The sequence below is a fragment of the Bradyrhizobium sp. Gha genome, assembly GCF_900113735.1.
Classification (GTDB): domain Bacteria; phylum Pseudomonadota; class Alphaproteobacteria; order Rhizobiales; family Xanthobacteraceae; genus Bradyrhizobium.
On record NZ_FOQM01000023.1, the window covers coordinates 51,671 to 66,252 of the forward strand.

At 64.5% G+C, this 14,582-nt stretch carries 15 protein-coding genes; 5 read left to right on the forward strand and 10 right to left on the reverse strand.

Annotated features, from left to right (window positions below; genetic code table 11):
• The first annotated feature begins 83 nt into the window (after positions 1-83).
• The 3 genes from BM222_RS24950 to BM222_RS24960 all read left to right on the forward strand — a co-directional run bounded on the left by BM222_RS24950 (position 84) and on the right by BM222_RS24960 (position 2,455).
• Entirely contained in the window at positions 84-998 is a 915-nt protein-coding gene (locus BM222_RS24950) for an MBL fold metallo-hydrolase (protein ID WP_244547233.1), read from the forward strand.
• Positions 999-1,015: 17 nt separating this feature from the next.
• Positions 1,016-2,032, forward strand: coding sequence for an alpha/beta hydrolase (locus BM222_RS24955; protein WP_092233784.1), 1,017 nt, complete (start codon positions 1,016-1,018; stop codon positions 2,030-2,032).
• A gap of 96 nt (positions 2,033-2,128) precedes the next feature.
• On the forward strand, positions 2,129-2,455 hold the full coding sequence (locus BM222_RS24960; protein ID WP_092233597.1) for a hypothetical protein: 327 nt from the start codon (positions 2,129-2,131) through the stop codon (positions 2,453-2,455).
• A 101-nt stretch (positions 2,456-2,556) separates the two neighbouring features.
• On the opposite strand, the gene BM222_RS24965 is transcribed toward BM222_RS24960, so the two are convergent.
• The 4 genes from BM222_RS24965 to BM222_RS24980 form a co-directional block, all read right to left on the reverse strand.
• On the reverse strand, positions 2,557-3,354 hold the full coding sequence (locus BM222_RS24965) for an adenylate/guanylate cyclase domain-containing protein (protein WP_092233787.1): 798 nt from the start codon (positions 3,352-3,354) through the stop codon (positions 2,557-2,559).
• A 95-nt stretch (positions 3,355-3,449) separates the two neighbouring features.
• Positions 3,450-4,655, reverse strand: a complete 1,206-nt coding sequence (locus BM222_RS24970; RefSeq protein WP_177243443.1) for an adenylate/guanylate cyclase domain-containing protein — start codon at positions 4,653-4,655, stop codon at positions 3,450-3,452.
• Positions 4,656-4,761: 106 nt separating this feature from the next.
• A complete protein-coding gene (locus tag BM222_RS24975; RefSeq protein ID WP_177243452.1) occupies positions 4,762-5,346 on the reverse strand; it encodes a HutD/Ves family protein in 585 nt (194 codons plus the stop codon).
• A 42-nt stretch (positions 5,347-5,388) separates the two neighbouring features.
• A complete protein-coding gene (locus BM222_RS24980) occupies positions 5,389-5,940 on the reverse strand; it encodes a carboxymuconolactone decarboxylase family protein (protein ID WP_177243444.1) in 552 nt (183 codons plus the stop codon).
• Positions 5,941-6,054: 114 nt separating this feature from the next.
• Between BM222_RS24980 and BM222_RS24985 the strand changes: the two genes are divergently transcribed.
• Complete coding sequence (locus BM222_RS24985; RefSeq protein WP_092233609.1) at positions 6,055-6,594, forward strand: VOC family protein; 540 nt, start codon at positions 6,055-6,057, stop codon at positions 6,592-6,594.
• 103 nt (positions 6,595-6,697) lie between these two features.
• Positions 6,698-7,510, forward strand: a complete 813-nt coding sequence (locus BM222_RS24990) for a class I SAM-dependent methyltransferase (RefSeq protein ID WP_092233612.1) — start codon at positions 6,698-6,700, stop codon at positions 7,508-7,510.
• 27 nt (positions 7,511-7,537) lie between these two features.
• On the opposite strand, the gene BM222_RS24995 is transcribed toward BM222_RS24990, so the two are convergent.
• The 6 genes from BM222_RS24995 to BM222_RS25020 all read right to left on the reverse strand — a co-directional run bounded on the left by BM222_RS24995 (position 7,538) and on the right by BM222_RS25020 (position 14,435).
• Positions 7,538-9,097: a L,D-transpeptidase gene (locus tag BM222_RS24995; protein WP_092233615.1), complete on the reverse strand. Its 1,560-nt coding sequence runs from the start codon at positions 9,095-9,097 to the stop codon at positions 7,538-7,540.
• Positions 9,098-9,393: 296 nt separating this feature from the next.
• The gene (locus BM222_RS25000) at positions 9,394-10,089 is read right to left on the reverse strand and encodes an ABC transporter ATP-binding protein (protein ID WP_092233617.1); all 696 of its coding nucleotides are present in this window, start codon (positions 10,087-10,089) and stop codon (positions 9,394-9,396) included.
• Entirely contained in the window at positions 10,089-10,850 is a 762-nt protein-coding gene (locus BM222_RS25005; protein ID WP_092233620.1) for an ABC transporter ATP-binding protein, read from the reverse strand. Before BM222_RS25005 ends, BM222_RS25000 begins: the two co-directional genes overlap by 1 nt.
• The gene (locus BM222_RS25010) at positions 10,847-12,136 is read right to left on the reverse strand and encodes a branched-chain amino acid ABC transporter permease (protein ID WP_092233623.1); all 1,290 of its coding nucleotides are present in this window, start codon (positions 12,134-12,136) and stop codon (positions 10,847-10,849) included. The genes BM222_RS25005 and BM222_RS25010 overlap by 4 nt, the downstream gene beginning before the upstream one ends.
• Entirely contained in the window at positions 12,133-13,080 is a 948-nt protein-coding gene (locus BM222_RS25015) for a branched-chain amino acid ABC transporter permease (RefSeq protein ID WP_092233627.1), read from the reverse strand. The genes BM222_RS25010 and BM222_RS25015 overlap by 4 nt, the downstream gene beginning before the upstream one ends.
• Before the next feature lie 122 nt (positions 13,081-13,202).
• Entirely contained in the window at positions 13,203-14,435 is a 1,233-nt protein-coding gene (locus BM222_RS25020; protein WP_092233630.1) for a branched-chain amino acid ABC transporter substrate-binding protein, read from the reverse strand.
• Between the last annotated feature and the right edge of the window lie 147 nt (positions 14,436-14,582).

A 14,582-nucleotide genomic window follows, 5' to 3' on the forward strand; every position in this document is an offset into this window, starting at 1 on the left:
TCGTACCTCACGGCCACGGCGGCAGGTCCGGGACGTCGGCAATCACGCCGCGCCGGGCGCCGATCGAAGCGGAGGACGCCTCAGTGACGAAGACTTATCATATCGGCGATGCAGCCATCACGCGGATCGACGAATTGGCGTTGGCAGCGTTTCAGTTCGACGCGCTCTATCCCGGCGCGGACCCGGAGGCACTGCAGCGCCAGCAGGCGCGGCTCGAGGCCGGCTCGTTCGATCCTGCGACCGGCACATTCATCCAGAGTATCCACAGTTGGCTCGTCAAAACGCCGCACCACACGATCCTGATCGATACGGCCACCGGCAACGACAAGAACAGGCCCGACATACCGCCGCTGCACCGGCTCAACGAACCTTTCCTCGCGCGGCTGGCGGCTGCGGGCATCACGCCTGAAGATGTCGACTACGTGCTCCTCACCCACGTCCACGCCGATCATGTCGGCTGGAACACGAGGCTTGTCGATGGTCGCTGGATGCCGACGTTCCCCAACGCGAGCTACATCTTCTCTCGTATCGAGCAGGCCTATGGCGAAGGCCTGGCTGATGGCGACGAGCCGGCAGCGGATCCCGCATTGGGCCCTGCCCTGCGAAAGCCCGCCGATCGCGTCTATGACGACAGCGTGCGTCCGGTGATCGATGCCGGCCTGGCACGGCTGGTGACGGTCGATGGCAGCGAGGTTCTCGAGGGAATTTCGTTCATCCCGACGCCAGGCCATAGCGTCGACCACGCCTCCATCCGTCTCGTCTCGCGTGGCGAGAGAGCGCTGTTCGCGGGCGACGTGATGCACCACCCACTCCAGGTCTATGAGCCGTCGCTCAATTCCTGCTTCTGCGAATTCCCGGAAGCCGCGCTGCGCTCGCGCAGCATCGTGCTCGAAGACGCGGCCGAGAGCGGGGCGACGGTGTTCACCACTCATTTCGCGCAGTCCTCGGCCGGCCGCATCACGCGCAGCGGCGAGCGCTTCGGCTGGCAATTCCTCTGACAGAAAGGAGAATGACGATGGACCAGACCGTTCGTGCACAAGGATACAAACCCGACCTCGTGGTCGAGGATCTCATGATCCCGAGCGACACCGTCGGCATTTCGCTTCACCTTCGCAACAAGCGCGCGAGCGCACGCAAGACTTTCCCTGCCGAGCGGACCGTCCTGCTGGTTCATGGCGCGACCTATTCCTCGGCAAGCCTTTTCGATGTGCCGCTTGGCGGCCGCTCATTCATGGATCATCTCGCCGCGCAGGGCTACGATGTCTTCGCACTCGACGTGCGCGGCTATGGCGGATCGACCCGGCCGCCGGAAATGGACGCGCCGGCGCAGGACTCGGCGCCCCTTGTTCGCACCGACGTCGCGGTGCGCGACCTCGCCAGCGCGGTCGAGCATATCCTTGCACGTCGCGGCATCCCGCGCCTTAATCTCGTCGCGATGTCCTGGGGCGGATCGGTTGCCGGTGCCTATGCCGCTGACAATAACGACAAGGTCCAGAAGCTCGCACTGATCGCGCCGCTGTGGCTGCTGAACGCCCCCGCTCCGATCGATTCCGGCGGCGCGCTCGGCGCCTACCGCAAGGTCCCCGTGCTCGATTTCAGGGAGCGCTGGCTCGCGGCTGCGCCGGAAGCCGCCCGCGCGAGCCTGATTCCGGAGGGCTGGTTCGAGCGTTGGGCGGAGGCCTCGCTCGCAACGGATCCACAGGGCAACGCCGAGCGCCCTCGCGTGATGCGCGCGGTGAACGGTCCGATCCAGGACATCCGCGATTACTGGGGCGCGGGCAAAGCGTTCTATGACGCGAATGACATTCGCGTTCCGGTGCTGCTCGTTCACGCCGAATGGGACCGCGACGTGACCACGGCGTCGACCCAGGACTTCTTCCGCTCGCTCACACGGGCGCCATACCGGCGGTGGGTCGAGATCGGCGAAGGCACCCATATGGTGCTTCTCGAAAAGAACCGTATGCAGGCCTTCGACGCCATCAGTCAGTTCCTGGCCGAGCGCGACATCCACGGAACTCCGCCATCCAGTTGATGCAGCGCGACCCAGAACGTCGCTGGAACCGAGCCCGCTGCGGGGAACGTCAACGGCGGGGCGTCGTTGGTCCGTGGTCAAAACTGGAGGACAGACATGAAGATCGTTCCAAGCATTGGCGTCATCGCAGCGGCCATCGCGGCGAGTGCCGTGGCGACCCCGAGCTTCGCGCAAGGCCCGGGTCCCTGCACGAGCTCAGGCAGCTACGCCGTCGGCGCAGAGGGGCCCGCCATGAGCGGCGGTCAGTTGATGGCCGGCGTCGGAGATTGTCGCCACCATCGCCACGCAAGGTGGCGCGACAGCTACGGCTATTATCAGGCGCCGGCCCGCGGCTATGGCTATTATGACCGCGGCTACTACGATCGCGGATATGGATATGACGGCCCGGGCGTCACGATCGGCGTCGGTCCCGATCGCTGGTAAGAAGAGAGGAGAGAGGCCGCCGTCGAGGCGGTCTCTTTCTTTGAACGAGGACAGCACCGGGCTTTAGGGGCCAGGGTCTTGGCGAGTGGGGATGGCTCCCGTCAACCTTCCACCCGATACAACCGCCACCGCGTCGGCACGCCCTTGAGCTGGTGGCTGCCGTGATCGGTGAGGCGGATCTGGGATTGCGCCGCGAGCAGGTCCTTCACCGCGCTCGAGACCAGGACCTCGCCGGCACGCGCCTTGGCGGCAACGCGGGTGCCGATGTGGAAGGCGAGACCGACCATCTCGCCGCCGCTGATCGTGTATTCGCCGGCGTGCAGGCCGACCCTGATGTCGAGGCCGAGCGTGCGCACGGCCTTCCGGATCGCGGTCGCGCAATTGATGCCGGCGGCCGGCACCTTGAAGGTCGCGAGCACGCCGTCGCCGGTCGTCACGACTTCCTTGCCGCGCGACGACTTCAGCTCCTTGCGGACCGCGGCGTAATACAGGCCCATCACCTTGGTCCAGCGCGCATCGCCGAGCTTGGCGGCCTTTGCCGTGGAGCCCACGATGTCGACGATCAGGATCGTGGCGAGCGCCTGCTTGAGCTCGGCGCTGCCATTGGCGGATTTGCGCCGGGCCACGATGGCACCGCTTAGCGGTTCATAGTCATGGCTGCGCCGCCGCGCGATCGCGGATTTGGTGTAGTCCTGGGCGCGCTGCGCGGTACCACAACGGATCGTCTTCTCCTGCGGCAGGCGCGTCCAGTAAACCTTGCGGCTCTTCCCGGCGCCCTGAACTTCGACGGCGCCCCATTTCAGGAACACCGCCGAGCCGACCCGCCGCACACACCACGCCTTCGACGTGTATCCTGAGACGTTCGACTGATGGAGACCGATGCGGAGGAATTTGGGCATGAGTTTGCGGGCCAACCGCTGGACCATTTCGCGGACCTGGAGCGTAGTTGGACGCTCGCGCCTTGGCAACAGCGCGCGCTCGAGCAGTGCGACGGTTACGCTCCCGCGCCGGGCTCAAACGCAAACAGCTCGATCGGCTCGCTGAAGCCGCGGACCGCGTGCTGGCCGACTCGCTCGAGCGCGAACTCCGGCGTGACCAGCTCGGCAAAGTCGCGCGACAGCAGCACCGGCTTGCCGACCTGCTTGGTGAGCGCCTCGAGCCGCGAGGCCATGTTGACGGCAGGACCGATCACGGTGAAGTCGAGCCGGCTGGTCGAACCGATATTGCCGTACATGACGTCGCCGACATGGACGCCGATGCCGTAGTTCAAAGGCGCACGGCCGGTGCCCTGGTTGCGCTCGTTCAGCGCGGCCATCGCCTGACGGGCCTCGGTGACGGCGCGCAAGAGATTGGCGCAGGCATTGGGCTGACTGAGCGGAAAGATCGCGAGCAGGCCATCGCCGATGAACTTCAGGATCTCGCCGCCATGCCGCGCGATCGGGTCAGACATCGCATCGAAATAGTCGTTGAGAAGATCGATGACGTCGTCGCGCGGCCAGTTGTCGGAAATCTTCGTAAAATCACGCAAGTCACAGATCATGATCGCGGCGCTTACCGTTGTGCCGGTGCCGCGCCGTGTGGCACCGGCGAGAATCAGCTCGCCGGCATGGGATCCGACATAGGTCTCCAGCAGCGTGCGCGCCAAGCGGTTCTTGATGCGGATCTCGCTGACCAGCGCCAGCACCGGCAGCACGCTCTTGAGAGCGGCGAGGTGCGAATCGCCGAAACCGCCGGGCCGGTCGGTCGCGAACGTGATGAGATGACGCTTGCCGAGCGTGTGATAGAGCGGCCAGGCGACGTAGTCGGTGAGGCCCTTGGCCCGCATCTCGTCATAGAGCGCATGCTTGCGGCCGAGCGCCGGATCGCGTTCGAGATTCTCGCGCACTTCGGTGGCGCCATCGATCAGCTCGTTGGCGGGGCTGCCGATATATTCCGAGCGCTCCCTCACATCGAAGTCGACCCGCCCGATCTCGGCCTCGCGCATGCCATCGGACCACATGATGCGGGCCCCCAGCCATTGCGGATGCTGGATCTGGACGTGAAGCGTCGCCCGCTTGAGGGGAATGCCGGCCTGCTGAAGGCGGATGCACATCTCGGCAAAGATGTTGTCGATGAAGCGCTGGTCGCGCGTACCGTTGGTCAGCCAATCGACGACGCCGGCGGCTTGCGTGGCGGAGGGAATCCTGTCTGGCGCGTTCATATCCTGGCCTTCAGCGGCGATCTTGATCCCCGCAGATATCGTGTTCCGGATCGGCCGCGTCAACCTGGCCAGTTGCACGGATTGTGCGCACTCGAAGGATCGTCGTCTAGCCGACCAGCCGGATCGACCCCAGCACAGTCAGCCCCGAAACGAGCGTCAACCTGGACGCCGCGGTGAGCTCGATCTTCAGCGTGTTGCCGCCGGGAATGACAAATGCCTCGCTATTGAGACGAATGCCGCAATCGCCTGATACCGCATAGACCAGATGCGTGCCGGCGGTGAGCGGCCGCTCGCAGGGCTCACGGAGCGCCAAAAGCTCGATCTCCGCCGCACCGCGCCGCGCCATCAGATTGACGACCTCGACCGGGCCGGCTTCGAGCTCCGTCACGATCTCCATCTCGCCTGCGAAGCGGACGGTGGTGAACGGCTCGCGCTCGTCGAATTGCTGCCCCGGCGCTTTCAGCACCAGCCCGCGCCCGCGGACCACCATCTGCAGGCGATCGATACCAGGCATGTGGGAGAACGGGCCCGGCGCCACGATCGGCGTGGCAGCAAAGCGCCACAGCAGGCTGTCCCAATCCTTCTCGGTCGTACCGGGCCGGTGCGCATCGGCGATGTCGGTCAAGATGCCGCCACCGTTCTTCCATGGCGAGCGGGTGTAGTCTTCGGATTTCAGCAGCGTGGTCTTCATGTGAACGCCCAAGCGAACGAATGCCTCCGTCATCTCAGCCGGCTATTTCCTGCCGCTGTCATAGACCTTCATGCCGGCCGCGGGATCGAGATCGGTTTCAGTCGCCTCGGTAACGCGCGCCATCATCATGTAGAAGCCGAGCGTGACGATGGATTCGACGATCTCCTGATCGCTGAAATGTGCGCGAGCAGCGGCGAAGATGGCGTCGGGCACGCGGACGTTCTCGACCACCTCGCGGCCGAATTTCAGCAAGGCTCGCTCCGCCTCGTTCAGCGCGACCGCCTCGTAATCGCCGCGTTCCACCGCATCGACCTGGGCCTGCGTGCAGCCGACGCCGAGCGCGATGGGGACGTGCTGGCGCCACTCATAGGCGCCGCCTTCGAGCTGGGCGGCCTGCAAGATCAAAAGCTCGCGGTTGACGGCCGAGAGCTTCTGCTTGTGCAGGATCGAATTGCCGAGACGCATCGCGGGGATCATGTTGGCCTCGGCATGGGCCATCATCCGAAAGATGTTGAGCTTGACCGGCATGCGGTCGAACGAGGCGCGGATGTCGCCCCCCGTCGTCTCCGGATCAATCAGGGGCAGCCTTGCCACGGTTTTCTCCCTTGGGTGGACAGCCATGACTGTTGACTAACGACCGATCGTTTCGCTAGTCAACCGCCGCGACGATCGAGCTCAAGTGAGTGGGTCGACAGCGGGAGCGCGGGCATGAGCCGCATCTTCGGCGCGGTGCGCCAGAACGGATATGTGGTGCGGGACATCCACGCCGCGATGACGCACTGGATCGACGTGATGGGCGTCGGTCCCTGGTATTACATGGACCGGGTCAAGACCGACTGGTTCCGTCATCGCGGCGAGGACTCGTCCGTCGAGATGAGCATTGCGCTCGCCAATTCCGGCGATCTCCAGATCGAGCTGATCCAGCAGCGCAACGATGCGCCTTCGCTTTACAAGGAGTTTCTGGACGCCGGCCATGAAGGCCTCCAGCACATGTCGTACTGGAGCCACGACTACCAGGCGCTCTACGACAAGGCGATCGGGCTCGGCTACAGGATCGGCCACGAGGGCCAGATCGGCGGTGACAAGGGACGCTTCGCCTATTTCGACACGCAGGCCCATCCGGGCACGATCATCGAAATCTCCGACATCAGCGGCACCAAGGGACCGTTCTTCGAAAAGGTAAGGCAGGCGGCTTTGAGCTGGGACGGCACGCGGCCGATCCGGGAAGTGGGTGGCGGGGCGTCATAGGCTTCCTCGCTTGCCGAATGACAGGACGCGCCACGCCGTTGCCGGCCGCGCGATCCGTGCTAGCGTCTCCCCCCTTCCTGTCCCAGAGTTCAGCGAGGTAAGCATGTCTGCGGCTGACAAGGTTTTCGCCGGCTCGGTCCCGAAACTCTACGATGAATATCTGGTTCCGCTGATCTTCTCCGTCTATGCCGACGACCTTGCGAGACGCATCGCCGCGCTATCCCCAGCAGACTTGCTCGAGATCGCAGCCGGCACCGGGGCGGTGACGCGGGCCGTGGCGGCACGGCTGCCTGCCGGTATCCGCTATGTCGCAACTGACCTCAACGAGCCGATGCTCGCGGTCGCAAAGCAGCGTCAGGGGGAAGATCCCCGCATGTGCTGGCGTCAGGCCGATGCGCTGGCCCTGCCCTTCGACGATTCCACGTTCGACGTCGTCTGCTGCCAGTTCGGCGCCATGTTCTTTCCGGATCGCAGCAAAGGTTACGCCGAGGCGAAACGGGTGTTGAAGCCTGATGGTACCTACCTGTTCAGCGTCTGGGACCGCATCCAGGACAATGTGTTCGCGGATGATGCGACCGTCGCGCTCGGCAAGATGTTTCCCGACGATCCGCCGCTGTTCATGGCGCGGACGCCGCACGGCTATCACGACAAGGCCGTCATCAAGGCCGATCTCGAACGCGCGGGCTTCAAGGACATCTCGATCGAGACGCTGATAGCGATGAGCCGCGGGCCGAGCGCTGACTATGTCGCGATCGCGTATTGCCAGGGCACGCCGCTGCGCGGCGAGATCGAGGCCAGGGATGCGAGCAAGCTCGAGGCCGCGACCGACGCCGTTGCCGAGGCGATCCGAAAACGCCACGGCTCGGGGCCTGTCGAGGCGAAGATTCAGGCCTTGGTGATCACGGCAAGGCCGTGAAGCGGGGCCGTGGACCCCATCAGGGGCTTACCAAAAGCTCCGCTGCATCGGCTGTGGCGGCTGAAAGTACTGGTACTGGCCGCTGCGGCGGCGCGGACTGACGGGTTGCGGATCGCGCTGCCCAAAGAAGAAGAAGCCGTTTCCGCCATAGCCGCCGCCCCAGCCATCGTCGCTCGCCATTTCCACCGGCGGTGCGGTCGGCTTGCGCGTGATGAAGCCGCCTTGCGGATGGTTGCTCAGCACCGCGACGAACTCGGTGCGGTAGTTTGTCTCGCCGCTGAGCGGCTCGTCCGAGACGATGATCGACGAGCGCGGCAGCGCGGTCGGCCCGATACGATCCCAAACCTCCCGCGGGATGGTGATGCGGTCGAGCGCGTCCTTGGCGTTGTCGCCGTCGTCGATGGAGACGACGCTCCAGCGCAGGCCCGTGTCGTTCTTCGCCATCGCCGTGAAGATGTGCGTGCCGAGCGGCTGGTCGGGATTGCGGATGGTGACGGGAACCTCGATGCTGGTGTCGAACACCTCGCCACCGCCATCCGGCGCCGGCTTGTGCGTGTTGCGGCGCACGTAAAGCTTCTGCGTTGCACGGCTGATGTAGACAGAGACCGGCTCCATCGCGAGTTTTGCGTCCGTCGCGGCCTTCACGGCCTCGGCCTTCTTGGCCGCGGCGGCCTTGAACGCCTCCTTGGTGGCGGCAACGGCGTCACGCTTGGGCTGCGCGGCGGCCTTGGCGGCATCGAGCTGGGTTGTCGCATCCGCAGCCTTGGTCGCAGCCTTCTGCTTCAACTCATCGGCCTTTGCCTTGGCCTGGTCAGTCCTGGCGTTCGCAACCAGCTTGTCGGCATAGGCGTTCTCGGCGTCGGCGCGGGCTTTCTGCTGCTCGAGCTTGCGCAGCGACGCCGGCAACGATTGCGCCTCTTTCGCCGCCGCTGCTGCGGCCTTCTTGGCCTCGTCGGCCGCGCTCGCGGCTTCCTCCGCTTCCGCGGAGAGCTTGGCGGCACGCGCCGGAACCGCCGCGATGGCCTCCTTGCTCGGCACGAACAGCGAGGGGTGCGAGAAATCGACCGGAGCGGCGTCGTTCGGCGAGATGATCACCCGCATGCCGATGCTGGTCTTGTCGAACAGGTTTTCGGCGAAACCGAAGGGCATGCGCACGCAGCCGTGCGAGGCGGCATAGCCGGGCAGCGGCCCGCCGTGCAACGCGATGCCGTTCCAGGTGATGCGCTGCATGTTCGGCATCCAGGCATCGTCATACATGGTCGAGTGGTGATCCCTGTCCTTCTCGATGACGGCAAAGACGCCGGCGGGCGTCTCGCGTCCGGTCGTGCCGGTCGAGACTGGCGCGCGCAGGATCCAGCCCTCGGAATCGTAGAAGGTCACCTGCTGGCTCTTGAGCGACACGATCGCCATGATCGGCTCGCCCGCGTCGCGCGGCGCCACCGCCTCGGCGGCCTGGCGCGGCTGCTTGGCAGCGAGGATTTGGCTGGGGGCGGCCAAAGCGACCGCCGCCGCGAACATCACAATTCCGGGGGTCCCCCAACGCCGGATCACCCGATGGGATTGCGCCGTCGTCATCAGGTCTTTCATGCCATTCCCCGGTTGCCTGTCCGCATTAGGTCCATCATCGGTCAGATTGCGGCCTTTGGATTAAGAATTCGCAGCCACCATCTGTTCCGTATTTGGCGATATTCAGTCCGTCCCGGCGACGAAACTCTCTTATACGAGGGTCCGTGCGGGCGGAAGGCGGTTCACGGCCGAGGCCGGGCGGAGCTAGCGGTGACCGAGGCGGGATGCGGCGGAATGTCCGCTTTTAGAGGGGCGGCACAGGTGTGACCGGAATCACAGAGGTTGCGTCGGCAGTACGCCGGTGTGCTGGTCGTCGGTCAGACCTCGAGCCATTCCTGCCGCACGGCGGCGTTGGCCTTGAGCTCGTCAGGCGTGCCCTCGAAGACGACGCGGCCGTGGCCCATGATGTAGACGCGCTTGGAGATGCGCATCGCGATCGACAGCTTCTGCTCGACCAGGAGAATGGCGACGCCGGCCTGCGCGATACGGGCGATGAGATCGCCGACCTGCTGCACGATCAGCGGCGCGAGCCCCTCGGTGGGCTCGTCGATCATGATCAGGTCAGGGTCGCCCATCAGCGTCCGGCACGTCGTCAGCATCTGCTTCTCGCCGCCGGACAGCACGCCCGCCGCGGTATCGGCGCGCGCGGCGAGGTTCGGGAACATGTCGAGCATATCCTGGAGGCGCCATTTGCCGGGACGGCGCGTATCCTTGATACCGAGCACGAGATTTTGGCGAACCGTCAGGCTCGGGAAGATGTCGCGATGTTCAGGCACATAGCCGAGCCCGAGGCGCGCGATCTTGTAGCTCGGCAGGCCGGCGATGTCCTTGCCCTTGAAGCGGATCGTGCCTTGCGGGGCGACCTCGCCCATGATCGCCTTGACCGTGGTGGAGCGGCCGACGCCGTTGCGACCGAGCAGGCTCACGACCTCGCCGGCGCCGACGTCGAGGTCGACGCCCTGGAGGATGTGGCTCTTGCCGTAATAGGCGTGGAGATCCCTGACCTCGAGCATCAGTGCGCTTCCTCGCCGAGATAGGCTTCCTTGACCTTGGGATCGCGGCGGATCTCTTCCGGCGTGCCCGAGGTGATGATGTGGCCGTAGACCAGCACCGAGATGCGGTCGGCGAGACCGAACACGACGCTCATGTCGTGCTCGACGATGACGAGCGTCTTGCCTTCGGTCAGCCGCCGGATCAGCGCTACGGCGCGGTCGGTCTCGGCGTGGCTCATGCCCGCGGTCGGCTCGTCCAGCATGACGACGGTGGCGCCGCTCGCGATGGTGATGCCGATCTCCAGCTCGCGCTGCTCGGCATAGGTGAGCAGCCCGGCAGGAACGTCACGCCGGTGCGTCAGATGAATATCGTCGAGAATCTGGGCCGTGCGCTCGCGCACTTCGGGCAGGCTGTCGACGTTCTTCCAGAACGCGTAGCGGTGTCCCGTCGCCCACAGCACGGCGCAACGGACGTTCTCCCACACCGTCATGCGCGCGAACACGTTGGTGACCTGGAACGAGCGCGACAGGCCACGGCGGTTGATTTCGAACGGCCGAAGGCCGGAAATCAGATCGCCGTTCAGCCTCACCTCGCCCGAGGTCGGCGCGATGTGGCCGCTGATCAGGTTGAAGGTCGTCGACTTGCCGGCGCCGTTCGGGCCGATGATGGCGTGGCGCTCACCCTTGGCGACGCTGAGATTGAGATCGCGGATGATGCCGACATTGCCGAAGCGCTTTTCGACGGCACGGACTTCGATGGCTGCAGAGACCGCTCCGCTCATGCCAGATACCCCCGGTCACGCGCCACCGTCGCAGCCTTGTCCCATGCCTCCGCGATCCGCCGCCAGGCCAGCCGCGCGACGAAGAAACCGCCGACGACGAGAATTGCCGCGGTGAGCCATGTCACCGGCGATGTCGCGATAAAGGCAATGCCGAACAGGTTGATGGGATCGCCGCCGGAGAAACGCGCGACGGTCTCGATCGCGAGGATCACCCCGCAAGCCAGGGCAACCGTCGGGACCACAGCGACGAGATAAGACGGGATCACCGTCCACAGCGTTCCGGCGCGGATCAACGGCCGATGCATCATCAACAGGCCGGCGATGCCGCCCGGCGAGTACATCACGATGCCGATGAAGATGATGCCGAAATAGAGCTGCCAGGCCGTGGTGAGATTGGTCAGTCCCAGCTGCAGATAGGTGACGAGGATGGCGCCCAGGATCGGACCGAAGAAAAACGCGGTACCGCCGATGAAGGTCGAGAACAGCACGAGGCCGGACTGGATCGCGCCGAGATAGGCGGAGTTCGCGATCTCGAAGTTGATCGCGGCAAGACCACCCGCGATGCCGGCGAAGAACCCGGCAAAGCAGAAGGCGATGTAGCGGACGACGTGCGGATCGTAGCCGATGAACTGGACGCGCTCCGGATTGTCGCGGACTGCGTTGCAGATCCGCCCGAGCGGCGTCCGCGTCAGCGCGTACATCGCGATCGCCGACAGCACGAGCCAGAACGCGATCAGGTAATAGACCTGAAGCTGCGGCCCGAACGACCAGCCCAGCATCTTCGGCAGCGCCGTGCGGTCCGTGGTGATGCCGGACTCGCCGCCGAACACCGAGCGCAGGATCAGGGAGGACGACGCCACGAGTTCACCGATGCCGAGCGAGATCATCGCAAACACCGTGCCGGCGCGCTTGGTCATGACCCAGCCGATGATGACGGCAAAGGCGAGGCCGCCGAGCCCGCCGAACAACGGAATGAACGGCAGCGGGATCGGCCAGCCATGCGACACCACCGCGTTCATCATATGGCACGCCGCGAAACCGCCGAGGCCATAGTGTACGGCGTGGCCGAACGAGAGCAGGCCGGTCTGGCCAAGCAGGATGTTGTAGGATAGCGCGAACACGATCGCGATGCCGATCAGGCTGAACGAGGTCAGCGAGCCGCCCGACGAGAAGATCATCGGCAGCACGATCAGCACGAGGATGCCGAGCAGCCAGACGCCGTAGAAGCGCAGCCCACCAGCGGGCTCTGCCGCCATTTTGGAGGTCGAGGTCGCAGCAGTGGTCATGTCTCACGCGTCCCCATCAGGCCCATGGGCCGCACGATCAGAATGAGCACCAGCAGGACATAGGGAACGATCGGTGCGACCTGCGCGATCGTGACGTTCCAGACATCGGTGAGAACGGAGGGACCCGAGGACGGATCGAGCGGGCCGAAGGCACTCGCCAGCGAACCATCGAGCGCCACTGCGAAGGTCTGGACCAGTCCGATGACGAGCGAGGCGATGAAGGCGCCAGGCAACGAGCCGAGGCCGCCGAACACGATGACCACGAACAGGATGGGCCCGAGCGAGGCGGCCATGTCGGACTGCGTCACCAAAGCAGGACCTGCAATGACGCCGGCAAGGGCGGCCAGCGCGCTACCGACCCCGAACACTGCCATGAAGACGCGTCCGACATTGTGGCCGAGATGCCCGACCATGTGCGGATGCGTCAGCGCCGCCTGCACGATGAGGCCGACGCGGGTGCGCTTGAGCACGATCAGCAGCGCCACGAAGATGATGACCGACACGGCCAGCATGAAGATCTTGTAGGCGGGATAGTTGGTCGAGAAGATCGTGAAGGCCGGGAAATCGAGCAGCGCCGGCACGCGATAGTCGAGCGGGCTCTTGCCCCAGATCATCGAGACGATCTCTTCGATCGCGAACGCCAGACCAAACGTCAGCAAGAGCTCGGCGACATGGCCGTGCTTGTGGGTGTTGCGCAGGCCATAGCGCTCCACCGCCATGCCGATGGCACCGACCAGCAGAGGTGCCAGCACCAGCGCCGGCCAGAAGCCGATCCATTTGGTGAGCTGGAAGCCGAAGAAGGCGCCCAGCATGTAGAAGCTGGCATGAGCGAAGTTGAGCACGCCCATCATGCTGAAGATGACGGTCAGCCCGCTCGACAGCAGAAACAGCAGCATGCCGAACAGCACGCCGTTCAGGGTCGAAATGACAATGAGTTCAAGCACAGCGCACTCATGGCTATCCGGGGCCGCCGGGCCCCGGTGAATATCGTCCAACCGATCAAGGCATTCCGGCCGCCGTCTTCCCGCAAGCGTAACGGCTCGCGGGAAGATGACGGGTGTCGTGATTAGGGTCGCGTCATCTTGCAGGTCGTGGAGACCATAGCCTGCGGCGTATCGACGCGGGAAACGATATGCCAGCCCCAACCGGTATTTTCCTCGTCGAACGGCTCATTGGCGGCGAGCTTGCCGAAGGAGGAAATGTAGATCGGCTGGAAGAACTGGTGATCGTCCTTGCGCATGATGCCCTGGCCGCCATCGAGGACCTCGAACTTCATATCCTCGAGCGCCGCCGCGACCTTCACGGGGTCGATCGAGTTGGCCTTCTCGGCCGCCGCCTTGAACATGTGCATCTCGTTGACCGCACGCGGATACCAGAGCGACAAATTGACCTTGGCACGGAAGGCTTTCTCGAAGTCCATCGCGGCCTGGTTGCCCGAATTGGGGATGCCTTCGCTGATCTGGAAGACCTGGTGATCGAGACCGGTCTGCTTGATCGCGGTCGGACCGCCGGCGCCGCCGGCGTAGTAGGTATACCAATTGACCTTCAGGCCGGCATCGGCCGCAGCCTTGAGCAGCAGCGCGAAGTCCTGGCCCCAATTGCCGGTGACGACGCTGTCGGCGCCTGATGCCTTGATCTTGGCGATATAGGGCGAGAAGTCCGTGACCTTGAGCAGCGGATGCAACTCGTCGCCGACGATCTGGACGTCGGGCCGCTTTGCGCCCAGCATCTTGCGCGCGTCCGAGCGTACCGACTGGCCGAACGAATAATCCTGGTTGATCAGGTACACTTTCTTGATCGACGGAACGTCCTTCATGTAGTTCGTGAGCGCTTCCATCTTGATGTCGGAGCTGGCGTCCCAACGGAAATGCCAGAAGCTGCACTTCTCGTTGGTCAGGCTCGGATCGACGGCGGCGTAGTTGAAATACAGGACTTCCTTGCCGGGATTGCGCGTGTTGTGCTTGGTGACGAAGTCTTCCAGTGCGGCGCCGACGGAAGAGCCGTTGCCCTGCGTGACGTAGTGGGCGCCGGCGTCGATCGCCTTCTGCGCCTGCACCAGGCTTTCCTGCGGATTGGTCTTGTTGTCCAGCGGCAGAATCTCGATCTTGTGGCCGAGGATACCGCCCTTGGCGTTGAGCTCGTCGGCCAGATACTGGAAGGTCTTGAGACCGCCCTCGCCGACACTGGCACCGCCACCGGAGAGCGGATCGATATAGCCGATCTTGACGGTGTCCTCAGCCGACGCTGCATGACCGAGCATCGGGGCGATCACGGCAATGGCCAAAGTGAGCTTGCGCATTATTTCGTTTCCTCGCTGGGTATCGACTTTCGTCGACGGGTTTTTTTGCGCATGATTCAGCGCAATTTCAAAGCCCTAATGAGCAGAACGAACTGCGCTTTTCAAGCGCAACAGGACATGGCCGAGGCAGCCGCCATGAAATGTGAT